This window comes from Prevotella sp. P6B1 (genome assembly GCF_000702825.1).
In the GTDB taxonomy this organism is placed as follows: Bacteria; Bacteroidota; Bacteroidia; order Bacteroidales; family Bacteroidaceae; genus Prevotella.
Genome location: NZ_JNKF01000018.1, coordinates 69,548 through 93,121 on the forward strand (window position 1 = coordinate 69,548; position 23,574 = coordinate 93,121).

Here is a 23,574-nt window from a genome sequence, read left to right on the forward strand (position 1 = left end):
GTGCAAAGATATTGATTTTTCTTTGTTTTTTTGAAAAAAGCCCAGACTTTCTCAAGCCCAGGCTTTTTTAACCAATTACTAACTAACTATTTTTTTTACTCTCAATATTAATAGCCTGGGTTCTGATCGAGTACACCGTCCTTGTTGGCCTGAATAGCCGACAATGGGATGGGGAACAGATCGAAGTGTGCATCATAGTCCTTATTGTCGGCGCTATGGGCAGCACTGAAGTAAGGATTGTATTTCTTGATGCGCTCAGCCAACTTGCCTACACGTGACAGGGTGAGACGGCGCTTCTCCTCGCAGACGAGCTCACGCAGACGTTCATCCAGGATGAAGTCGATGTTCATCTGATCGGCAGTCACTTTATCGGCCTTAGCGCGGGCACGCAGTACGTTGATGTCGGCAGCAGCTTCGGCTTTCTTACCCAAGTTGACATAAGCTTCAGCACGTAGCAGGTATGCCTCTGCCAGACGGAAGAAATACTGATCGGTGAAGGTCTTACCACCGGTTCCTGCCAACTGATAGGTTTCTTTGTTCTGATACTGGGCATCGGGATAGTGGTATGGTGTAGTCATCTTTGTCGAGTAGCCGCACATGAAGCGGTTGGGCAACTGAGTGGTGGCATTCACACCGCCGTCAAAACCTGTTGTCATAGAGTAGCCTGCTGGCAGTACGGTCTTCTCTAAGTCGAAGTATCCGTCGGGCATGGCTGCTGCCAGTTCTGGACGATCAGCCAATACATTTGTACGGTGGATCTTGAAACGGCGGGGCCAGTTGAACTCAGAGTTACGGATATCTTTCTTGTCTACGTCGTCGGCCCAGATGCCGTTGTAGAGATGGTCTACAGCATAGTGTGTACCGATACCACGTCCACCGGTCATGTCGCCGATAGGCCAGTTAAACAGCTGTACGTTAGTGCCATCAGGAGCAATGAGTTGGAACTTGTCCACCTGAGGTGCGAAGAAACGCTCGCCCCAGAAACTACCGGGATTCCAGAAGAAGTGGCTGGTGTTGTTTCCACCACCGTCAACGTTGGTTTCGAACTGAATCACCCATACGCCCTCTGTATTGCCTGAGCTGCGGTTCTGGTTGTTTGGACGGAACAGGTCGTAGAACACGTCGCCATCTTCTTTGGCCTGTGAACCGAAACGCTGGGTCATCAGGGCGAGGTTGCTGTTGTTGATAACAGCCGAAGCAGCGGTTACAGCCTTGTCGTTGGCGCCTGTAGCTAAGTAAACCTCCGACAGCAGCATGTTAGCTGCGGGCTTACTGATCTCACCATCTTTCACGGTGTTGATCTCTGGCAGATTAGAGGCTGCATACTCCAGATCCTCTACGACCTGAGCCAATACCTGATCTTTCGAATCACGCGTATAGTCGGTCTTGGGTGCTGTTACCTCCTCAATCTGCAAGGGTACACCACCATAGAGATAAGCCAGTGTGCGATAGCCTAAGGCGCGGAAGAAACGCCCCTTAGCCTCGTATTCCTTCTTCTGATCGTCGGTCAGCGCTGTTGCACTGGGTACGCGACTGATAATCGTGTTGGCCTGGGCAATCAGTTTGTAGTTCTCATCCCAGTAGAACTTAGCGATTGAGCCTGAAGGCGAGAGATCAGCAGTAACATTCGACTTGAGAGGGTCGGCTGTAATCCACATATCAGCAAACTTCGAGAGGTCTGTTGTACGATCGTATGTGGTATAGAACTCTTCACGTGTCAGGTAATAGAGTTCGGTGACTGCAGCATCGAAATCTGCTTTTGTATTGTATGAATTGGATGCCGAATTAAAGTCAAGGGCTTTCTCTTCCAGGAACTTGTCTTCGTTACATCCTGTCAGCGTCAAAGCTGAGATAACGGTGAATAATAATATCTTTTTCATGTGTAATGGCAATTAAAGATTGATATTGAGACCAAATGTCACGCTCTTCATAACCGGACGGTTGTCGTAGCAGCTACCTGTTGTGCGGTTCTGTCCGTTGATGTCCTGATAGGTCATGTTTGGCTCAGGATCCCAACCGTGCCAGCCGGTGATGGTCAGCAGGTTCTTGCAGCTCATGTAGACGTTGATACCGTCGATACCGATGGTTCTCATCCACTGCTTTGGCAGGTCGTAAGAGAGTGTGATGTCCTGTAGACGTAAGAACGAGCGGTTCTCGTAGCGATAAGGATTGATGGCGGGGTTGGCATTGTAGAGTGCATAGATACCATCAGGATTGCTTGGTGTCCAGAAATTGTCCACCTGTTCTGTCAGGCGGTTGTGACGCAGCGTGTTGTCGTTGACGAGCTCAGCGAATGAGTTCTTACCTAAGAAGCTCTTGCTACCGCCCAGTACGGCGTTGAGGAAGAAACTCAGGGTGAAGTCCTTGTACTTGAATGTGTTCAGCAAGCCCATGCGTACAGAAGGATCGGTCTTACCGATGATGCTGCGGTCTTTCTCGTTGATCTCGCCGTCGTTGTTGATATCAACGATGCGGTAGTTACCAGGATGATAGCCTTCGGGGATATTGTCGCCAACCTGCCAGATACCATCGATGGTGTAGTCGTAGATGGCAGAGAGCGACTCGCCGATGAACAGTGAAGAAGAAGTGAGGTCGTCCTCCTTACCATCACCGTTGGTGTCCAGACCGGCCAGCTTGTTGATTTTGTTGCTGTTGGTCGAGAGGTTGAACATCGATGACCACTCAAAGTCCTTGGTCACGATATTACGTGAGTTGATAGTAATTTCGAAACCGTTATTCTGAATCTCACCGACATTCGACATGATAGAGGTGAAACCGGTGATAGAAGGAATCTGTACGGCATAGAGCAGATCCTTGGTCTTGGTGGTGTAGTATTCGATATTACCAGTGATACGGTTGTTCAACAAGGCGAAGTCGAGACCGAAGTTGAAACCGGCAGTCTTCTCCCACTTCAGGTCAGCGTTCTCCATTGAAGCTAACTCCTGGCGCATAGCACCGCTGACGCCATCGCCGAAGATATAGCCGATAGAAGAGTCGACACGGGCCAGTGAAGAATAGCGTGAGGTCTGGTTACCGCTCATACCCCAACCGGCGCGCAGTTTCAGATAGTCCAGATGAGGCACCTTGAACCACTTCTCGTTGGTGATGACCCAACCTAAGGCTACAGATGGGAATACGGCGCTCTTGTTGTTGGCCGAGAATCCAGAGTAACCATCACGGCGTACGGTGGCTGTCATCAGGTAACGGCCGTCGTAAGCGTAGTTCACACGAGCCATCTGGTAGAGAAGGGTCTCCAACCATGCATCCGAGCTGGTGTTCTGTGTTGAGGCGAGCTCCAGTGAATTGTAACCCAGTGTCATGCGTGGGAACAACTTGGCGTCGGCAGCGGTATAGCTGTACTTGCGGCGTGAAGCACCGTAAACCAAAGTGGCACCAACGCAGTGCTTGCCGAAGTCGTTCATGTAGTTCAGAATGTTATCGAGTGTGTAATCGTAATAGGTTGAGTGGTGTTTGTATGCCTGTCCGTTGCTGTTCTCAGCAAACTCGCTGGCATAGTTGTGCTCACCGATACGATAGTTGTTACCGAAGTTAAGACGATAGGTCAGACCCTTCAGGGGAAGCTGTATCTCGGTATATAGGTTAGCAAAGAAAGAGTTCGAACGGTCGTAGTCGTCAACCAGCGAACCATGATAAGGATTCTCGCGGGCGTCGTGTGCGGGATAGTGAATCATATCGCCGTTCTCATCATAAGGCTTGGTCAGTGGGCTGCATTCAATGAGGAATGGCAGATAGGTCTCCTGGCCATCGCGGTTCTCAAACGAACCGAAAGCCTGTACGCCGGCCTTCAACCATTTCACTGGCTGGATATCCAGGTTGACACGGATTGAGTTACGGCTGTAGTCGTCATTGAGCAGATAGTTCTTCTGCTGGGTGTTACCTAATGAGATGAGGTACGACATGGCGTCGCTACCACCAGATACGTTCACCTTGTTCTCCCAGATTGAACCATTGCGGGTGAAGTCGCTCCACCAGTCGTAATCGCCAGCGATGATGTTACCCTGATCGTCGGTCATCCAGGCATCCGGCATGCGCTCAGAGAGCTTGAAGTTAGGATTCTGCTGAGTATAGCCCGACTCTTCAGTCTTAGAGTACTGCCACAGACACTCGTTGTCGAAGTTGAGCATCTCATTGCGATTCATGGTGTGCATCTTGTTAGTAGGTGTCTGGAAGCTGTAGCTGCTCGAGAATGATACCTTGGCCTTACCTTTGGCACCCTTCTTACTGGTGATGAGCAGTACGCCGTTGGCAGCCTGTGCACCGTAAACGGCAGTAGCAGAGGCGTCCTTCAGAACGTCTACGCTCTCGATGTCGGCAGGGTTGATACTTGAGAGATTACCGGTGAAGATGATACCGTCGAGGATGATCAGTACACTGGTGTTACCCGAGATGGTGTTGGCACCACGGATAGAGAGCTCGGGGCTTGAACCTGCAGAGCTGGCCTGACCGACATTCAGTCCTGGCACTGTTCCCTGTAACGACTGCAACAGGTTGGTGTTGGGGCTCTTCTCGAAGGCTTGGATGTTGGCACGGCTAACGGCACCGGTCACATCGCTCTTTCTCATCGTACCATAACCTACTACAACCACCTCGTCGAGTAGTTTCTGGTCGTTCTCCATTTTCACCTCTACAAAGTTCTTGCCTTTTACAGACACTCTTTGAGTAAGAAAACCAACATAAGTAATCTGAATCTCACCTTTTGTGATGTTCTTCAGTTCAAACTTTCCATCGAAGTCGGTCACGGTTCCGTTCTGTGTTCCAACTTCTCTTACAGTTGCACCGATAACGGGCTCGCCCGCATCGTCTTTCACAATACCTTTAATGATGCTTTGTGCCGAGAGCAGCATAGGGGCTGCCAGCAGTGCAAGCATCATCAGGAATCTTCTCATTGTTTTTTCTTTCATACGTAGATGATTTTAATTATTAGTAAAGATTGAAAAAATCTGGTGCAAAGATAAGGCGTAATTTGATTTTTGTTGCAAGGAAATTGTTTCATTGCCCTGCGATTATCTTTCAAGATGTAAGATATCGGCATTTTGCAACAAAATCGCAAAATGCCGATACAATTCTCCCTATTCGGTAAGATATTACTCCTTATATGTTTCAACATATTCTGAGGGCGACATGCCGAAATGTGTCTTGAATGCGGTTGAGAAATGGGCCTGATCGGCATAGCCAACCTTATAGGCTACCTGCGATACATTCACCTTGCTCTCGCGTAGCAGTCGGGCAGCCTGCTCCATGCGCAGGTTGCGCAAGAACTTACCACTCGAGATGCCGGTAATCTCCTTCATCTTGCGATGCAGCTGGGCTCGACTGATGCCCACATCGGCGGCAAGTGTGTCGATATTGAATTCCGGATCCGACATGTTGGCATTGATAGAACGCATGACACGTTCCATCAGTGCATCGTCGTTGCCTTTTACCTGGATGTTCTCCACACGCTCCTCCTGTTGGGCGGCACCGCTGAATTTTCCGCGTAATCTACGGATATTATCTATCAGATTGTCTATCTGGATATGCAACTCCTCCATGCTGAAGGGTTTGGCGATATAGGCATCGGCGCCCGACTTCAGACCTTCGAGTTTGTTCTCCACTTCGGCTTTCGAGGTGAGCATGATGACAGGTATCTGCGAAATCTGCGGATTGTCTTTGATACGTTTCAGCAGGGTGAGACCATCCATCTCAGGCATCATCACATCGCTGATAACCAGGTCGAACTGTTGAGTGAGCAGGCATTTCAGAGCTTCTTTGCCGTTTGGAGCATGGTCGAAATGATAGTGATTACCCAATTCGCTGGTGATATAGTCGGCTATCTCCTGGTCATCATCCACCACAAGGATATGGAACTGGTGGAAAGCCTGCTTGGTGCCGATACCTGCCGAGAGAACCTCGCGGGCAGGCGCATCAGTGATGATCTGTTCTGTTTTGAGATGGGCATGTCCCTTGGGGATGGTTACAATGAAGCAGGCGCCTCGCTCCCCATCCTTACGGTTCATGGCTTTGATCTGTCCTCCATGCATCTGGGTGATTGAGCGACTGAGGTTCAGTCCGATGCCTGTACCTCGCATGCCCAGGTCGTCGGCACTTCGTCCCTGATAGAAACGGTCGAACAGTTTTTCGGCCTCTTCTTCTCTGATACCTACCCCAGAGTCAATCACTTGTATTTCAATCTCCTTCTCTGTCTCGCGCAGTACTACTTTCACTTCACCGCCATCAAAGGTGTATTTAAAGGCATTGGAGAGTAGGTTGGAGATGACTTTATCGAAATTGATGCGGTCAACCCATGCTAAGACATGGTTCTTCTCATGCTCGAACATGAAAGTGATATTACGTTGACTGGCATTATACTGATACAGCTTACAGATGCCGCTGATAAATTCTACCAGATTGGTCTCCCTACAGTGCAGCTGCATCTGGTTCTTGTCGATGCGGCGTTCATCCAGAATCTGGTTCACTAACAGCATCAAGCGTTGGGCATTCCGGTCGATGGTGTCGATATAACCTTGCTCCTCGCTGTTGGTGGCAATGCTCTTCAGTTTGGCCAGTGGCCCCATAATCAGGGTGAGCGGTGAACGGATGTCGTGGGTGGCATTCATCAGGAATTTCATTTTCTCCTCATCCATTCGCTGATGGGCCTTGCGGCGCAGATTCAAGCCCAAGGCTGCCAGTAATAACATGGCTATGATGAGATAGATGATATACGCCCAGGTCGACTGATACCATGGTGGTGTCACCTCTACTAAGATGGTCTTGATCTCAGAGTAGACACCTGCCGACAAGGCTCTGACTTCAATCTTATAGGTGCCAGGCTGCAGATGACTGAGTTGGATGCTGTTCTCACCCTCGGGTTTTTGTATCCATTTCGACCCGTTGATCCTGTATTCATAGATGATATTATCAGGACTGATAAAGTCTAATAGCGAGAACTCAAGGGCGATGCTGTTGTCGAGGTAGGATACCTGATAGGTGTCGGTCTCAATTACAGGTCCCTCGGTTATCAGATTGCCTGCGATATAAAAGCCTGTCAGTTTGATGGGGGGCAGATCCTTATGACTGCCAGTGACTTGTGCGGCGTTGAATACGGTCAGTCCATCGTTATTGGCAAAATAAACCATGTCGTTGTTGGTATGCATGCCCACACAGTTGATATATTCCTTGGTGGTCAGTCCATTGCCGCTGACATGACCGATAAAGTTCTTTTTGTTATGGTCGAACTGCCAGATGCCCATAGAGGTGGCGCACCAGATGTCACCGTTGTTGGCTCTGACAATATAGCCTACCACTTTGTTGGACAGGGCGTCGCCATAGTCGAATCGGGATACCTGTTGATTGTTCTGATGGTAGGTGAACAGGCCTTGGTCGGTGCCGATGAGTATGTCGCCGTTCTGCGTCTCGCAAAGTGAATAGCACATGGTTCCTTCCAACAGATTCTCCCAACCGTATGGGTGGAAGTTGTCCTTCTTCGGGTCATAGCACGAGATACCTGCTGAGGTAGCCATCCAGATACACCCGTTTCTGTCGGGCATCATGGCCATGATCCAGTTGTTATGCAGCTGTCCTCTGACGGCATCGTATTGCGTAGCCAGAAACTGCTTAATGCTATGGTCCTCCGGGTTGTAGATGCAGAAACCGCGTGAGTAGAGGGAGATGAAGAGGCGACCATCGCCTAATTCGGTCATGTCGTTCACCTTGTCGCAGACAAAGGTAATCTGGTATTGTGACCTACCTGTCAGTGGGTCGTATGAATAGAGTGCCTTGTCGCTGCCTATCCAGTAGCGTCCCTTCCGGTCACGGTAGATGAATTCGGCCGATGGAGGTGAGGCGGGATGTGCCACGATATGGCCTCGCTTATCGAATCCAAAGACACCGCTACCCTGTACCACTGCCCAGATGATATCCTGGTCGCCTTTGCATACCGCGGTGACCGTTGAACTGATACGATAGCCTTGCGATGAGAAACTCCATGATGAGAACTGTGGTTGGATGCGGGGTATCATGACCAGACCTTTTGACTGGCATCCTAACCAGATGTTACCGATGCGGTCTTCGTGGATGCACCATATCTTGGCGGTGTTCAGATCCAGACCGTTCAACTGGCATTCTACACGTTCCAATTTCTTGCAGTTTTTTTTCAGGATAAACAATCCGTCGCCTCGTGTTCCTATATATATATCGCCTTTTCTGCTTTGGTATGCACTGCTGATGACAACATTATCGCCTGCAAGTGCCGATAAGTCGATATCAGCCTTCGTTATTTGTCCTTGGTGATAGCGGCTGATGCCATGCTGGCAGATAATAAGGATGTCGCCCTCGGTCTCAACAATCTTGGCCACGATGCCTTGCTCTACAAAGAACTGGTGTACCCTGTTCTGGTCTTTCATCGTAATCTCTTCACCATAGCCGCACTTCCAGAAACGTCCTTGATGGTCTTCCATCATCTGATTGTAATACCAGTTACCGCTACTGGTGGTATAGCCATCGGCCACTTTCTGCAGGGTATTATCTTTCAGGGTGTAAAGTCCCCTGCCTGATGTGCCCACCAGGAACTCGCCGTTCTTTCTTTCAAGAGTGGATATGACGCGTGGACTTAGTTGGGTAGGAAACGTGTAGTGGATAAACCGGTCGGATGCATAGTCGTAGCGCGATAATCCGGTTCGGGTGCCCACCCATAACTGCCCTTTCTTGTCGCAATAGAGCCTGGTGACAATATTGCTGCTCAAGGTGGTAGAGTCGTTGGGCTGCGACAAGTAGGTGGTGAAGCGATAGCCGTCGAACTTGTTAAGCCCGTTTTCGGTTGCTATCCAGATGTAGCCGTATTTATCCTGACATACATCGTTAATCAGTCCGCTCGAAAAACGTTCCGACGGAAAGAATTGTCCGGCCTGTCCATGTGCCATTAGCGACACAACAAAAAGCAGCAAAGAAGTCAATAGATGTCTCATATTGTATCATTTTGCTGCAAAATTAAACAAAAACCTTGGAATGACCATAGGTTTTTGTTTCATAGTCATGGAAAAATGTTTCTAACTGCTATAAGTATGTACACTTGCGCCTGCTGTCGATGGGAGATAGTTGACGCCCCACCAGCATATCTGCAGGAGAACAAACGACACGATAATCACCCATAGAGCCAGCTGTGGCTTGTGCTTGGGTAACAGCCGGTAATGGATGTAGATGAGATACGACAGCCAGGTGATGGCAGCCCATGTCTCTTTGGGATCCCACGACCAGTAGTGCCCCCAAGCTTCCTTGGCCCATAGTGCTCCGAAGAGCATACCACAGGTTAGGAATACCAGTCCTACGTTCACCAGGTTGTCGCTGATGTCAAGTTCTTCATCGGCAATGGCACTCTTTTTGAAAAAGAGCAGATAGATGGCCATGACAGCCGCAGCTCCCAGTACGGCATAGGCAAACATGTACACGATGACGTGAGGTGCAAACCACGGACTCTGCAGAGCCGGCATGAGAGTTTTGTCGTGAATCTCGGGCTTGAACAGGTTTACACAGATGAATACCAGCGAGAGTATCGTTGAGAACGAAAGTATCCACTTGTATTTCCAACGTGAATAAACGGTCAGTCCGGCCAGTGGCAGGAAGAAGGAGTACCATAGTCGTGTCTCCCCCATGGTGCGCAAGGGTGGACGCTCCAGTGATATCCACATTGAGACGATGAAACTGAAGAATACTAACAGTCCAATGATTGTGGCACCATAAACCATGCCGGTCTTGTTGCGCCAGGCGGCATAGGCACCGATAGCCCATAGTAAAACGGCTGCTATCGCAAAATATATAAAATGTTCCCAAGTCATACGCGTTTCCTCCTTCCTCCTGTTACAAACATACATACCGCACCAGCCAGCATCATGTAGATGCCTGAATAGACAAGCGGCAGCCAAGGATCGCTCACCAGTTCGAGTATGGATATCTGACTTTCAGCTCCCATCTGGGTGTCGTAGCCATACTGGTAGATTTTCCATCCGTCCACTTCATAAGGCTTGTTGACATCGACGGTGGTCTGGATGTGTTTACCTGTCATGGTCAGAATCTTTATTTCTGAGGCAAAACGTTTTGGCGAGCCGTCAGGGTAGGTCTCCATGATGAATTTCTTGAGCTCGATGCTGAGGGGCATCTCCTTGATCTGGTCACCGTCTAATGCACGCCATTCGGGTTGCCCGATGGTAGTTATCATTTTGACGCGTTGCATATCGGCATTGCCCAGTGTGGCTGTGGTGAGTGCCAGAAACAGTCCAAGGTGATTCAGCAGGAAGGGAATGTCGCGCTTCCAGCTGGATAGATGAACCAGACGGCGCAGGATGATGATGCCAAGAATCAGTGCGATATATACATAAATAAGCACGAATGGCCAGAATGTGAGCATATTGCTCAGCCATGAGCCATGGGGCTCCTGTCTGGTCAGTCCCATTACCACTGTGAGTGCCACGGCGTAGATCATGGCTGGTATGGCAGCTTGCGAGGTGCCTAAGAACTGAAAGGCATAGGCTTTCTTCCGTAGCAGGAACAATAAGGCGATGATAGCCAGGAAGCCCGCCAGTACGATACCGTTGACGGGCCAGGCAAATGTATTCCATGCCACAGGTCCGACACTCAGTTCAAGTGCCAGACCTGTTACAATCAGACCGCCTCCAATCAGGAAGCCTTCTTTCATTGTCCAAGGTTTATTCCACATATATTGTTAACCTTTCTCAGATGTGTATCTATTTTTTATCCTTGGCCTGCTTGGCAAACTTGAACAGCTCTAACGGCAGATGACAATAGCCCGTGGGGTTCTTGTCGAGATAGTCCTGATGATACTCCTCTGCTGAGTAGAAGTTCTGTAGGGGTTCTTTCTCAACAGCCAATGGCTGGTCGTAGTTCTGCTGCTCCTCGGCATACACCATGTTAATGGTTTCGAGGTCGGCCTCGTCGGTATAGTAGATACCGGTACGATATCGGGTACCTTCATCGTGGCCCTGCTTGTTCAGACTGGTGGGGTCGATGGCCTTGAAGAACATTCTCAGCAGGAATGCCAAGCTGGCTACCTCGGGGTTGTATTTAATGCGGACGGTCTCGGCATAGCCCGTCTGGTCAGTATATACCTCCTTGTAGGTGGGGTTCTCCGTATGACCGTTGGCAAATCCAACTTCAGTTTCTGTTACGCCTTCAATCTGCTTAAAGAAGTGCTCTGTTCCCCAGAAGCAACCTCCCGCCAGATAGATTTCTTTCTCCATATTAGTTTTTTTTATTAAGTAATGATGGCAATAATGCCGTTATATATATAAACGTTTTGTGTTGCTATTTATTTTTCTTTGCTTCTTAAAGTATCAATGATGGTGTCGAGTTCGCTGGCAAAATGAACGTAATCCTCCATCTTGAACGGACAGGTTTTCAACTCTTCGCCCATGCCGGCAGGGATGATGCTGTATGCCTGCTCTTCCATCGCTTTTCCTTTTTCGGTCAGCGATACAATCTGCTGGCGCTTATCCTCCTTGCCACGCTGACGCACTACGATACCCAGCTTCTCCATGCGCTGCAGCAAAGGTGTCACCGTATTGGTCTCTAACAACAGCCGGTGCGCAATGTCGTTAACGGGTTGACCGTCCTGTTCCCACAGCACCATCAATACCAGGTACTGTGGGTAGGTGATGCCCAGTTCGTTGAGCATCGGCGTATAGGCCTGTGTAATCAGTCGTGCCGCTGTATAGAGGCGGAAGCATATCTGATTATCGAGTTTTAATTCTTCGTGCATATTGACTATCGAAACTATTCACTGATTACTTCGAGAGCATCTCTTCAATGTCCTTTTCAAAATCCTTGGGTTCTGTAGTAGGAGCGTAGCGCTTGATGGTCTCGCCATCCTTCGAAATCAGGAACTTGGTGAAGTTCCACTTGATGTCGCTATCTTTCTCCACACTCTTACTGATAGCCTTGAAGAGAGTCTTGGCTGCCTTGGCCTTCAATCCGTTGTAGTCCTCGGTGGGTGCCTGTTCCTTCAGATACTCAAAGATAGGTTCTGCGGCAGGACCGTTTACGTCGGTCTTCTTCATAATCTGGAAGGTAACGCCATAGTTCAACTGGCAGAACTCCTCAATCTGACCGTCGGTACCGGGATCCTGCTCCTTGAACTGGTTGCAGGGGAATCCGATCACTACCAGCCCCTGGTCCTTATACTTCTGGTTCAGTGCCTCCAGTCCTTCAAACTGAGGGGTGAACCCACACTTGCTGGCTGTGTTGACCACCAGCAAGACTTTACCTTGAAAGTCAGAGAAATCAATCTCCTTACCTCTGCTCGTCTGAGCCTTGAAATCATAAATCTTTGCCATAATCCAATACTAAATATGTCGTTTGCGATGCAAAGGTAAGCATAATTATTTATATCGCAAGCGATTTATTGAATTATTTAAGAACGTTTAACCTTTTGTCGTGTGCGATATATGTTGCTTTTAACTGATTGCAGGCTGCTTAATGTTTAATCTTTGTTGCAAAAAAAGGCAATAAATGTGCTAATCTTGTATTTTTTATATATATTTGTAGCAGAATTAGAGATTAATGTATATTATCCATGAAGAAATCACTTTTATCCGCATGTCTGTTATGTATTGCGCTGATGGTCAAAGCGCAGGGAGGAAACACAGGCATGGGTGGCGACGATGACGGCTACCAGAGCCTGGCCGAGCGTTTGGCTAAGGTCGAGAAGAAACACGATATGCTGAGTATCTATATTGACTATGCTGCCAGTGCGCAGGCATCGGATGCCGAAGGCTCATGGCAGACACGATTTGCCAATAGGGAGTTGCGCTTGGAATTGAAGGGTAACCTCACTGACAAGTTGTTCTACCGTTTGCGTCACCGGCTGAACAAACGTAACGATGCTCAGGGCTCCGACAACTTCTCGAAGGCTACCGATATCGCTATGGTTGGCTATCATTTTAATGACAAGGTGACGCTGATGGCTGGTAAGATCTGTCAGATATGGGGTGGCTACGAGTACGATGCCAACCCGATGTTTGTGTATCAGTATTCCGATATGGTGGACCACATGGAGATATTCCAGGCTGGTGCTACGCTCTCGTTGAAACCGTTGCCTACCCAGGAGATAGCCCTGATGGTGAGCGATGCCAATAACGGCACGCTCGAAGAGACGTATGGCGAAAACCCCGTGTTGGTGGATGGTCAAGGCAACTATCGTGCACTTGAGAAAGCCAATCACCCGTTGACCTTCATTGCCAACTGGAATGGCAGTTTCTGCGATGATAAACTGCAGACCCGTTGGGCGTGGGGTATCCAGAAGGAAGCCCAAGGCATGTACTCACGTATGTTCACGTTGGGGCAGCGGTTGAATCTGCCCAAGGTGCAGTGGTATGTGGACTATATGGCGGAATTCGACGATATGGACCGCTTAGGGATAGTTACTGATGATGTGGCAGGTAGCTTAGCGCCCATGAATCCACGCTGTGCCAAGGTGCATTACCATACCTGGATTTCGAAATTCGACTGGCAGTTCCTGCCGCAGTGGAACCTGATGTTGAAGGGTACTTACGAGACGGCCTCGATGAAGCATTCTGAACAGTTCAGTAACTATCGCAAAAGCTACGGATGGATTGGCGCACTGGAGTATTATCCCGACAAGACTCAGAATCTGCGTGTGTTCCTGACCTATATCGGCAAGCATATTGATTTCAGCAAGTCGAGTCTGCTTGGTCAAGTCAACACCAACCGTATCGAGCTCGGTTTCATGTACCGTATCAAGTGCTATTAAGTGCTGCCGCTTATTTCCCTAAGAACTTAGTGTCCAGATAAGCCTGGAAGGTATCTTTGTACAGGTCGCCGATGGGCAGATAGGTGTCGGCATCCATTATCACGCGGTTCTTGTTCACCTCTTGGATCTTATCCAGATTGATGATGTAGGAGCGGTGTATACGCATGAAATTGCCGGGCAGTCGTTCCTCCATCTTCTTCATTGATAATAGCGTGATGATGGGTTTGGCCTCACCTTCTAACCATACCTTCAGATATTCGCTCATGGCTTCCACGTAGCGGATGTCGGAGATGTTGATCTTGATGATACGATAGTCGGTTTTCAGGAACAGGGTATCCTGATCGGCCGAAGATGTGCTCTCTGCCCATCTGCCGCTCATCTCCAACCGTTCTTTCAGTCGGTTTGCTGCGCGCTGGAAGTCCTGCAGTCCGAAAGGTTTCAGCAGATAGTCGACGGCATTCACCTTGAACCCCTCGATGGCATATTCCGAGTAGGCTGTGGTAAACACTACGAGGGGTGGGGCAGCCAGCGTCTTTACAAAGTCCATACCGTTCAAGTCGGGCATATTGATATCGCAGAAGATGGCATCTACCGTATCTTCGGTCATAAACTTACGTGCTTCGAGTGCGCTCTGGCACTGGGCAGCCAGTTCCAGAAACGACACCTTATTGATATAGGTAGCGATTTGTTGCAGAGCCAATGGCTCATCGTCGATAGCTAAACAGCGAATCTTCATAACGGTAATTTTAGTTCTACAGTATATATGTCAGCCTCGTCTTTGATGTTGAGCGAGTATCTCTTGTCGTATAACAGGTCGAGGCGTTTCCTTACGTTCTCCAGTCCTACGCCCCCCTTCTCCTGATTGGGCTTCTCGGCTTTCGAGTTGCGACATGTGAAGATGAGGTGACCATGCTCCACCCATGTCTTGATCTCTACAAACGAGTCGTGCTGGTAGCTGATGCCGTGCTTAAAGGCATTTTCGATAAACGAGATGAGCATCAGTGGTGGTATGGTCTTGTCGGGTGCCTCGTTGGGCACGTCGATGGTCATCTTGACCTTGTCGGTGAAGCGCAGTTGCATCAGCTTGGTATAGGTGCGTATAAACTCGAACTCCTTGGTCAGAGGCACCCCGCTTTTGTCGCCCTCATAGAGCACAAAGCGCATCATCTTCGACAGCTCGAGGATGGTCTCCTGTGCCTTCTTAGGATCAATATCCACCAGGGCGTGGATGTTATTGAGCGTATTCATGAAGAAGTGCGGGTTGATCTGGTATTTCAGATACTCCAGTTGCTGTTCCAGATTCTGCTTTTCCAGTTCCTGCAGTTTGCGTTGGTCGCTACGGGTGCGGAAGAACAGTTTGGCGCCCAGATTGGCTCCGAACATCAGGAGCAGTACCACGATGCTCAGGATGTCGTGTTCACGCACAAAAGGCGGTGGTGTTCTGCGGCCGTCGAAATGTGGCGGGCGCGGTCCCATCCGGTCCATCCGCTCCATCTGTTCCATCTGTGGTGGACGTGGTCCTCTCATGTGGTGCTGTACTCTGGGGTGCAGAGTGCTCTGAAAGAACATAAAGCCAGCCAGGATGGCCACCATCACCGTCAGGTACAATGCCCTGCGGTGCTGATGGATCAGTAGCGGTGCTATCAGGAAGTTGTGAAGCAGGAACAACAGCAGGTAGATAGCAAACCTGCCCCATATAAAAAATACTTCCTCCCAATGGAAACTCAGGTTGTCATCACTCATGGTGCGTAGATACAGACTCAGTAGCGGAGTTGCAAAGAGCAGACTCCACACTACCAAGTATGCCAGGTTTTCTTGTCGCGACTGATTCTTCATCCAATACATACCTATTACTACTAATAATAACGAAAGGATTTGCGATTTATTGTGTCAGCGCCACCCACCGGGCCAGCCGCCCATGCCGCTACCGCTGGTGTAGCTCGACAGCGATACGCTCGAACCGCCGCTGGCAGTGCCGCCCATATTACCGATACCACCGAAGATGCTGCTGCCGCCACTTACGGTGGTGCCCGATGTCAGGGTGGGGGTGGAAGCGGCTGATACCACGAGACCAGAACCGCTGCTCGATGGTGTCTTAAACGAGAAGGTGTTGCCATCGTAGGTCAAGGTGTACCAGGTGTCCTTGGTCCATGATGAGGTCTGATAGCACGACTGCGACAGACTGCTGCCACTCTCCAGTCCGCCTACGGCTACTATCGTACCGCCTGTCAGGTAGAGTTTCTTGCCACCCTCTGTATTGGCATCGATAGCCACCTCGGGCGTGCCCGAGCAGATGGCATATACCAGTCCGCCCTTGATATACATGTTGCCGTTAGCATCCAGACCGTCGTTGTGCTGCCCCTGTGCATACACGTAACCGCCAGTGATGGTCATATCGTTCTTCGAGTTGATGGCATCGTCGTAGGCGTAGCAGGCCACCTGTCCGCCCGTGATGTTCAGGTTGCTCTTGGTCTCAATACCCTCACCGTTATAGCCGCTGGTACGTACCCAGATGGTGCCGCCGCTGATGTTGATGTTACCGTCGGCCTTGATGCCCTTAGGCGACGAAGTGTCGTTGTTACTCTTGTATTGTCCGCCTTCGGTCACCACATACACGTTGCCGCCATTAAAGTTAGCCTCCATATCCACATTGATGCCTTTGCCGCCGCTGCCGGTGCTCTTCAGCCACAGTTCACCGGCGTTGATGGTAAAGGTCGAGTCGGCTTTGATGCCAGCAGCCCCTTTGGCTTCCTTATCGGTGGAGTCGTAGGTGCCGTTGCCTGTAGTCAGCACGGTGGTGCGACCGCCGTTAACGATGATGTTACTTTCGCAGTTGATACCTTTGGCGGCAGCTGCCGAAACCTCTACATTGATGATGCCGCCGTTGATGAATACGCCGTCGTTAGCCTTGATGCCATGGTTGGCGCTGGATGATACATAGATGTTGTTGCCTTTGTTGAATACGATATAGTCGGCCGAGTGGATACCGTTGTTGGTGTTGCCGACAACACTCAGCTGTCCACTGCCGTTGAACAGTAGTTTTCCCTTGCAGTAGAGGGCGCCCTTCTGGTTGCCGCCCGTACCGTCGGTCAGTGTGTTGCTGGTGCCGTCGGCCAACACGATATAGGCGCGCTTACCGCTCAGCAGGTTCAGGGCAGCCGAGTCGGGATTGGTAATATTGGCGCCGTTCAGTATCAACTCGTATTTCTTGTCGCCCACCACGGTCAGCGAGCCGTTCGTGGTGGTACCGCTCACTATGTAGCAGATGTTCTTGGTCGAGCCGTGGTTTGCGGTGATGTGTCCACCATTCACGGTTATCTCGACACCGTTTTCAGTCTTGGCAGTGGGATTCGAGAGGTCGATAGCCACCTCGGTGGTAAAGCTGTTGTTTTCCAGGGCATCCTCCTCGTCGGGCAGGTATGCGCTGACTGTCGAGGTGGGCTCGGCAGTGGTCTTGTCGATGTTTACGGTAAAGGTGGTCAGCTCGCCTGTAGTGGTCGAACTGCCGCTGTTGTTCTGGGTGGGTGTCTCGTTGTCCCCCCAGTTATTGCCCCAGTTGTTGTAGTAATCGCTGTACGGATCGTCGGCCGAACAGCCAGTCATGGTCATTACCGATGCTGACAGCAGCATCCAAATCATAGTCTGTTTCATTATCTTTAGAATTTAAATTTATATCCTATCCCTAAGTAGTGCATATCGGGGTCGTAGTCGTCGGCCGACACGTTTCTCATGTCCTGGAAGCGGTAGAAGGCGGTGAGTGTATGTGGACCGCCTAACTTGATGTCGGTACCCAGTGTGTAGCGTACTTTCTCAATGCCCCATGCGTTGTAGAGCTCTATATGGGCATAGGGTGCCAGCAGGGCTTTCTTCTTGTCGTAGCTGATGCCGAACCTTGAGCGCAGCACGCTCTTGCCTTTACCGTTGCGCACCTTGTCTTCCCATTCCTCGTCGTCGTAGTCCCAGCGCTTTACGGTGGTCTCCGGCCGGTAGGTGTACTGCCAGCGTTCGCGTAGCGACAGCTTGATGCCGTTGCCGAGTCGGTACGAGCCTGTCAGCGAGGCATACACACGGTGTTTCAGTCCCCAGTAGCTGGGGCGCCATTTGTTGGCTGCGCCCGATGCCTTATAGGTGGTCTTTTCGCGGTTGTTATCATCGAGCAGCATGTAGCCTGCGTCGGCTTTCAACCACGAGGTCAGCTTGTACGAGGCACCCAGGCCCACGCTCCAGCGGTCCATGGTCTTGAAGTCGTTGCGGGTTCGCATGGCTGCTTCGATGTTGAGGCTCAGTTGCTTGTTGATTTTCTTCTCGGCCTCTGCGCTCAGCACCATGCCGCCTTCGCTTTGGGCTAAGGCGGGCAGGGTAGAGCTGACTATAAAAATACCCAAGATAAGTCGTTTACATGTGTACATCGTCTGTTGCTTTAAGTTTGAGTTTGTTGTTGATGTCGTTGTTCTCGCCAGTGTAGCTCACACGCAGCATGGCCATGTCGCGTAGGAAGTCCACGGCACCCACTTCCACCTTCAGAATCTCTATGCCCAGTCGCTGTTCCAGGTCGGCTTTCAGTTCCTCGCGGTGGTCGGGCTTAATCAGTTCAATACGGTCGTACTGCACCAGCTTGGTGGCGTTTACTTTCAGGGTCTTTTCAAATATGGCGATGGCCATGATGGTAATGACGTCGATGGCTATCAGTTCCAGCATCGGTGTGCCTGGTGTCGTGCCGTTGCTGTCGATGCTCAATGCCGACGACATGGCGTGTACCACCGATAGACATATCACTACGAACAGGTAGGTCATCTCGCGAACGGGCATCGAGTCGGTGCGATAGCGCATGATCGAGAAGATGCCGAACAGCCCTAGGCCTACGCCCATGGTGGCTTTGCCACGTTCCATGCCCATCATCAGATAGACCAGGAAATAGATGGCTACCGATATCATCATAAAGGTAAAGTAGAAGTCGCGACGGCGGCTCTTCTTGAAATACAGGCGACTGACGATGACCCAGTTGACGAATAGGCAGAGCGCCAGTCGCAACAGGGTCTCGCCAAAGTCGGCAGAAAATACTGCTTGCAGGTTCATATACATTTTTATTTATTGTTGTTTTACTAATTTGCCTATCTCTATCAGTTTGCATTTAAAGCGGTTCACTGGCAGTCGGTTCTTACTGGTCAGCGCCTCGCCCATGCAGTATTTCGAGAATCCGTGAGGGTGAATGCGTAGCTGGCGCAGCATGTGCATGACGGGCGAATACACCAGTCCGTCGCGCTTCAGTTCTATCACCACCAGCTGGCCCATATCCTTGTTCTCGCCGTTCAGCAGATTATGGAATCGCAGGGCGGTGTCGATGGTCAGTCGTTCGGTCATGCCTTTATTCACGAGTGTGATGCGGTTGAAGTGGTTGTTCAGCACGGGTTGCAACTGGTCGGCATCGTAGCGCAGGTGCTGCTGCAGGAACTGTCGCTTGGTGGCGTCTCTCAGGTCCATGTCGCCCACCTCTATCCGTTTCTTCTTGGTGCGTCCGTGGTTGTTTTTTGTTTTCACCTCCATAAACTGCAGTTTGCTGGTGCAGTAGGTGCGGAACCGTATCTTCTGGCGGTTGGCGTGGCCGCATTGGTGCTGGGTGTACATGTCGAACGCCATGGTGTCGAGGTAGGTGGTGTCATAGTCAGGGTTACGTTCCCCGTCGATGTCCTGCACATAGTAGTCGCGCTGTGCCAACAGCAGCAGCTGGCTCAGTTTGTCGATGTTCGTCACGAACTTCGTGTCTGTGCGATTCATCAGTTTCACGCTTTTCATCTCCTCCAGCGTGATGGGTTCGTATGCTTTTAGTAATTCAATCATGGCGCAAAGGTAGCACGATATAATGACCTATCCAATTATTTTCAACGAACCCACAGATTCGTTCAACAAACCGCTGGTGGGTATTATTTTTATGCGATTGTTTGGCTGATTGGGAATAAGTTAGTATCTTTGCAAGCTGTAAGGATAATGAAAAGGTATTGCTATATCATACTGCTTGGTCTCCTGCTTTTGAGCTGCTCTGAGCGTCAGACCTTCATCTCAGCCTTGGACCGTGCCAAGGCTGTGCTCGACGAGCATCCCGATTCCGCCTTACGGATTCTGGATAGCTTAGGTAGTCACGAGGCTGATTTCGGCAGACATTTCAGGATGCGGTACCGCCTGTATCGCCTCAGTGCCTATAACAAACTTGATACCGTGTTCCGTTCTACAGCAGAACCGCAACAGCTTGCCGACTACTTCGAGGATAACGGTACTGCCAACGAATGCGTCCTTGCTCGCTATCTGTTAGGCCGTGCCTATAGTGATATGGGTGAAGCGCCAAATGCCTTGCAGACATATTATACAGCTATCGCTGCTGCTGATACGCTCAGCAAGGATTGCGATTTTAATACATTGAGGGGCATCTATGGTCAGATGGCTTATATCTTCCATCGTCAGAACCTGCCACATGATGAAATCTGGGCGTTCCAGCATTATATTGACTATACAAGGCGTACGTCAAATGAGGAGGAGTATATCATGGCAAAGGCCCAGTTGGTTCGACCATATTATCTTCTTGGCGAAAAGGATTCTGTACTACATTTAATTGATGATACGTTCTGTGCTCTTAGACGTTTAGGGAATCATAAAAGAGCAGCAGCCCTATTAGTCACGGCTATTTATCTTCATGTAGAACAGCATGACTTATCAAAAGCTCAGCAGGCTATAGACATATTTGAACATGACTCTGGCTTATTTGATAGAAAGGGGAATGTCGCAAGAGGTCGTGAGGGATACTATTACATAAAGGGGTTCTTTGAACTTGGCGTTAACCAAGTTGACTCTGCAGAATTCTATTTTCGAAGGGCTTTAGAAAATGGCTATTTGTCGGAAGGATACAAGGGGCTTCTTTCTATATATAAGGTGAAAAATAACATCGACTCAATCGTTCATTTCGCTAATCTTTATGAGGCGGCACAGGATTCCTTGCACAACAGGATGCAAACCAATGCCATTCACCAGATGTCTGCCCTCTACAACTATAGCAGAAGCCAGAAAGAGGCCGAACAGGAAAGGGAGAAATCCCGTAGTACATTAGTCCTGCTGAATTATATCATTCTTATTGCTATTGCTTTATCTGTTATCATTGTCATCATATGCTGGTTATATAGAAAAGCCCAAAAAGAAAAGCGAGTAAAGATAGCCAGATTGAGATCGTCGCTTGCCAATGCGAGAAAGCAAAGACGTTTTGTACAAGAGGAGCTGCAGAAATTGAAAGACAAGGATTACGAGGGTATGATTGTCGAAAAAGAAAATCAAGAGGCCGAACTGACCAGAATCATCAGTCAGTTGCAGGCAGAAAATACTATGTATAAAAATAGTAGTTTGCCTCACGACAACCTGGATGATTTTCTTGATAGCCCAATTGCTCAGTTATTTATAAAGAAAGCCAAAGGAAAGGCCGAGCGTCCCGAACCAACAGAAGCAGAGTGGAAAATGTTGCTCTCCCAATTCTGCAAGGACAATCCTTTCACTTTTAAGTCTTTTGGCAGTGGAAAAACTTTGTCCCTGTTGGAGCAGCGTATCTGCATATTAATAATCCTTGATATCCCCGAGAGAGATATTGCAAAGATGACAACCTCACAGGCCTCCACCGTTTCTAACGCAAAAACTCGTGCCAACGAGAAACTCTATGGTAAAAAAGAAGCTCATTCGCTTAAAACCAACCTAATTCATGCGCTCAGAGGTGTTTGACGAATTTTGACGAATTATTTCTGTAACTTATTGATATAAAGAGTTTTAGATAATGTAAAAATCTAAAATTGCAAAGTGCTGCCGAATAAAAAGATATGTTTTTATTTGGCGCTTTAATTTTGTGTAGATATCTTTGTAGCCAAATTAAAATTACTTGAAAATGAAACATATATTTTTTATCATTGTTTTAGTTTTCTCAGCGTTGTTTTGCAATGCTGAGGAGTTGAATGAAGGTCTGACAGAAGGTGAAAAGATTGTTCTTCATGTAGGTATACTCGACCCTACAGAACCTTGGGAACCGATAAAGAAGGCTCCTGTGCGCGTTCCTTCTGTCAGTATTGAAGACTATACTTTGTATTTTTCTTCCTCATGCGATGGTTGCCCACTACGTCTGTTAGACGAAAATGGTATGGTGGTTTATTCAACGGTAATTCCGCCTGGCACGAAATCCTTGTTACTTCCGGCTTATCTTTCTGGTGATTATCAGATTCAGATTGTCCGAGGTAGATTCTGTTTCTGGGGATATATATATGTATAATAACTTTCGATGAGATGTCCTACTAAAGAAAAGTGAATATGAGAAAGTATAGCTTATTGGTGCCATGTACTGAAGTGAACCCAGAAAGTTGGACACAGCTTAAAGGTTCAAATGAAACAACATCGTAGTTTAGAAGAAAAGTTAGCAATTCTTAAGTTGGTAGAACAAGGTCAGTCAGTTCGTTCTGTGTCTGACAAACTTAATTTAAATCGTAATAATGTGTATGAATGGTTGGCTGCCTACAAGGAGCATGGAATTCAGGGCCTTATTACTAAAGGAAAAAGGGAAAAGAAACTTTCTTATGAAGAAAAATGTAAAATCATTCGCGAATATCAAGAAAGTGAATTAACTTTGTACCAGCTTTCTGGAAAATATGGCGTATCAAGTACTGCGTTGAGTGACTGGGCTCAACTTGTAGAAAAGGGCGGCTTTGAAGCGCTTGCGCCTAAGAAACGAGGGCCAAAGACTGGTATGGTAAGAATGAAACGACTCCCAAAAGAAGAATGCGAGAAGGAAAATGAGCGCCTTCGCAAGGAGAACGAACGCTTAAGGCTGGAGATTCTCCTGCTAAAAAAAGTGAGAGCCTTAGTCGAGGAAAGAGAAGCCCGAAACAAAGCGATTGGGCGCAAGCCATCGAAGAACTAAGGCGTAATGAGCATGCGGACTTAGATGTCCTGCTAGAGCTCAAGAAGATGGCGCGTAGCACGTTCTACTATCACCTCAAGCACGGCAAGAAGAAAGACAGGTACAAGGAAGTAAAAGATATGATATACACCATATTTCATAAGCATAAAGGTCGTTACGGCTACAGGCGTATAACTCTGGAACTCCGTAATGAGGGTCGTCTTATTAATCACAAGACGGTCAAGAAGCTTATGGATGAACTTGGACTGAAAAGCGAGGTGAGGAAGGTGAAATACCGTTCCTATAAGGGCGAAGTGGGTAAGACGGCTCCCAATATCATCGACAGGGATTTTGTTGCAGACAGGCCTTACCAGAAGCTTGCTACAGACGTAACTCAGGTGACGATAGAGGGGCGTAAGGCCTATCTCTCACCAATACTCGACATGTGTGACGGCGAGATCCTTGCATATACAATCACACAGGTACCCAACATGGAGATGGTGCTCGGTATGCTCAACCAAATGTACAAGCGTATAAAGCTGCCTGAGAGCGTTGTATTACACTCTGATCAAGGATGGCACTACCAGCATATGGCCTATCAGAATAGCCTAAAGAAACATGGCATCATCCAAAGTATGTCTCGCAAGGGAAACTGTCTGGACAATGCCATGATGGAGAATTTCTTTGGTCTCATGAAGTCTGAACTGCTATATCCAGGTAAGTATACCTCTATGGAAGTCTTCATAAAAGACTTGAAAGAGTACATTGAGTATTACAATAATGAGAGAATAAAACTGAGGCTTAATGGCATGTCTCCTGTACAATACAGGAAAATGCTTACAGCTTCTATTGTTTAACCGTCCAAACTTTGGGGTTCACTTCA

General features: G+C 48.8%; 18 protein-coding genes and 1 pseudogene. 5 read left to right on the plus strand and 14 right to left on the minus strand.

Going from position 1 to position 23,574, the window contains the following annotated elements:
* Positions 1-107 precede the first annotated feature (107 nt).
* From T495_RS0114785 to T495_RS0114820, 8 genes are all read right to left on the minus strand, one after another.
* Complete coding sequence (locus tag T495_RS0114785; RefSeq protein ID WP_033149248.1) at positions 108-1,880, minus strand: RagB/SusD family nutrient uptake outer membrane protein; 1,773 nt, start codon at positions 1,878-1,880, stop codon at positions 108-110.
* Positions 1,881-1,892: 12 nt separating this feature from the next.
* A complete protein-coding gene (locus tag T495_RS0114790) occupies positions 1,893-4,907 on the minus strand; it encodes a TonB-dependent receptor (RefSeq protein WP_033149273.1) in 3,015 nt (1,004 codons plus the stop codon).
* A 198-nt stretch (positions 4,908-5,105) separates the two neighbouring features.
* Positions 5,106-8,963, minus strand: coding sequence for a hybrid sensor histidine kinase/response regulator transcription factor (locus tag T495_RS0114795; RefSeq protein ID WP_033149249.1), 3,858 nt, complete (start codon positions 8,961-8,963; stop codon positions 5,106-5,108).
* A gap of 81 nt (positions 8,964-9,044) precedes the next feature.
* On the minus strand, positions 9,045-9,830 hold the full coding sequence (gene ccsA / locus T495_RS0114800) for a cytochrome c biogenesis protein CcsA (RefSeq protein ID WP_033149250.1): 786 nt from the start codon (positions 9,828-9,830) through the stop codon (positions 9,045-9,047).
* Positions 9,827-10,708 carry a cytochrome c biogenesis protein ResB gene (locus tag T495_RS0114805; RefSeq protein ID WP_033149251.1) on the minus strand — a complete coding sequence of 294 codons (882 nt, stop codon included), beginning with the start codon at positions 10,706-10,708 and terminating at the stop codon, positions 9,827-9,829. The genes ccsA and T495_RS0114805 overlap by 4 nt, the downstream gene beginning before the upstream one ends.
* Positions 10,709-10,736: 28 nt before the next feature.
* Positions 10,737-11,249, minus strand: a complete 513-nt coding sequence (msrA, locus tag T495_RS0114810; protein WP_033149252.1) for a peptide-methionine (S)-S-oxide reductase MsrA — start codon at positions 11,247-11,249, stop codon at positions 10,737-10,739.
* A gap of 68 nt (positions 11,250-11,317) precedes the next feature.
* Complete coding sequence (locus T495_RS0114815; protein WP_033149253.1) at positions 11,318-11,767, minus strand: MarR family winged helix-turn-helix transcriptional regulator; 450 nt, start codon at positions 11,765-11,767, stop codon at positions 11,318-11,320.
* Between the two features lie 25 nt (positions 11,768-11,792).
* A complete protein-coding gene (locus T495_RS0114820; RefSeq protein ID WP_033149254.1) occupies positions 11,793-12,341 on the minus strand; it encodes a glutathione peroxidase in 549 nt (182 codons plus the stop codon).
* A gap of 239 nt (positions 12,342-12,580) precedes the next feature.
* Between T495_RS0114820 and T495_RS0114825 the strand changes: the two genes are divergently transcribed.
* A complete protein-coding gene (locus tag T495_RS0114825; protein ID WP_033149255.1) occupies positions 12,581-13,777 on the plus strand; it encodes a porin in 1,197 nt (398 codons plus the stop codon).
* Between the two features lie 10 nt (positions 13,778-13,787).
* Here T495_RS0114825 and T495_RS0114830 read toward each other — a convergent pair whose 3' ends face one another.
* Genes T495_RS0114830 through T495_RS0114855 form a run of 6 tightly spaced genes read right to left on the minus strand, consistent with a single transcriptional unit; the run spans position 13,788 to position 19,615 of the window.
* Entirely contained in the window at positions 13,788-14,513 is a 726-nt protein-coding gene (locus T495_RS0114830) for a LytTR family DNA-binding domain-containing protein (protein WP_033149256.1), read from the minus strand.
* Positions 14,510-15,622 carry a sensor histidine kinase gene (locus tag T495_RS0114835; protein ID WP_231495129.1) on the minus strand — a complete coding sequence of 371 codons (1,113 nt, stop codon included), beginning with the start codon at positions 15,620-15,622 and terminating at the stop codon, positions 14,510-14,512. Before T495_RS0114835 ends, T495_RS0114830 begins: the two co-directional genes overlap by 4 nt.
* Before the next feature lie 45 nt (positions 15,623-15,667).
* Positions 15,668-17,428, minus strand: a complete 1,761-nt coding sequence (locus tag T495_RS0114840) for a carbohydrate-binding domain-containing protein (RefSeq protein ID WP_051652106.1) — start codon at positions 17,426-17,428, stop codon at positions 15,668-15,670.
* Between the two features lie 5 nt (positions 17,429-17,433).
* Positions 17,434-18,186, minus strand: coding sequence for a DUF2490 domain-containing protein (locus T495_RS0114845; protein WP_033149258.1), 753 nt, complete (start codon positions 18,184-18,186; stop codon positions 17,434-17,436).
* Entirely contained in the window at positions 18,173-18,853 is a 681-nt protein-coding gene (locus T495_RS0114850; RefSeq protein WP_033149275.1) for a DUF4956 domain-containing protein, read from the minus strand. The genes T495_RS0114845 and T495_RS0114850 overlap by 14 nt, the downstream gene beginning before the upstream one ends.
* Before the next feature lie 12 nt (positions 18,854-18,865).
* Positions 18,866-19,615, minus strand: a complete 750-nt coding sequence (locus T495_RS0114855) for a polyphosphate polymerase domain-containing protein (protein WP_033149259.1) — start codon at positions 19,613-19,615, stop codon at positions 18,866-18,868.
* 147 nt (positions 19,616-19,762) lie between these two features.
* Here T495_RS0114855 and T495_RS0114860 point away from each other — a divergent pair, with 147 nt between their 5' ends.
* From T495_RS0114860 to T495_RS0114875, 4 genes and pseudogenes are all read left to right on the plus strand, one after another.
* The gene (locus T495_RS0114860) at positions 19,763-21,529 is read left to right on the plus strand and encodes a hypothetical protein (protein WP_033149260.1); all 1,767 of its coding nucleotides are present in this window, start codon (positions 19,763-19,765) and stop codon (positions 21,527-21,529) included.
* A 160-nt stretch (positions 21,530-21,689) separates the two neighbouring features.
* The gene (locus T495_RS0114865; protein WP_033149261.1) at positions 21,690-22,067 is read left to right on the plus strand and encodes a hypothetical protein; all 378 of its coding nucleotides are present in this window, start codon (positions 21,690-21,692) and stop codon (positions 22,065-22,067) included.
* 111 nt (positions 22,068-22,178) lie between these two features.
* Positions 22,179-22,712 carry a helix-turn-helix domain-containing protein gene (locus tag T495_RS0114870; protein ID WP_033148910.1) on the plus strand — a complete coding sequence of 178 codons (534 nt, stop codon included), beginning with the start codon at positions 22,179-22,181 and terminating at the stop codon, positions 22,710-22,712.
* Positions 22,697-23,548 (plus strand): annotated as a pseudogene (locus T495_RS0114875) (IS3 family transposase); the annotation flags it as partial. The gene T495_RS0114870 and the pseudogene T495_RS0114875, both read left to right, overlap by 16 nt.
* Positions 23,549-23,574 lie beyond the last annotated feature (26 nt).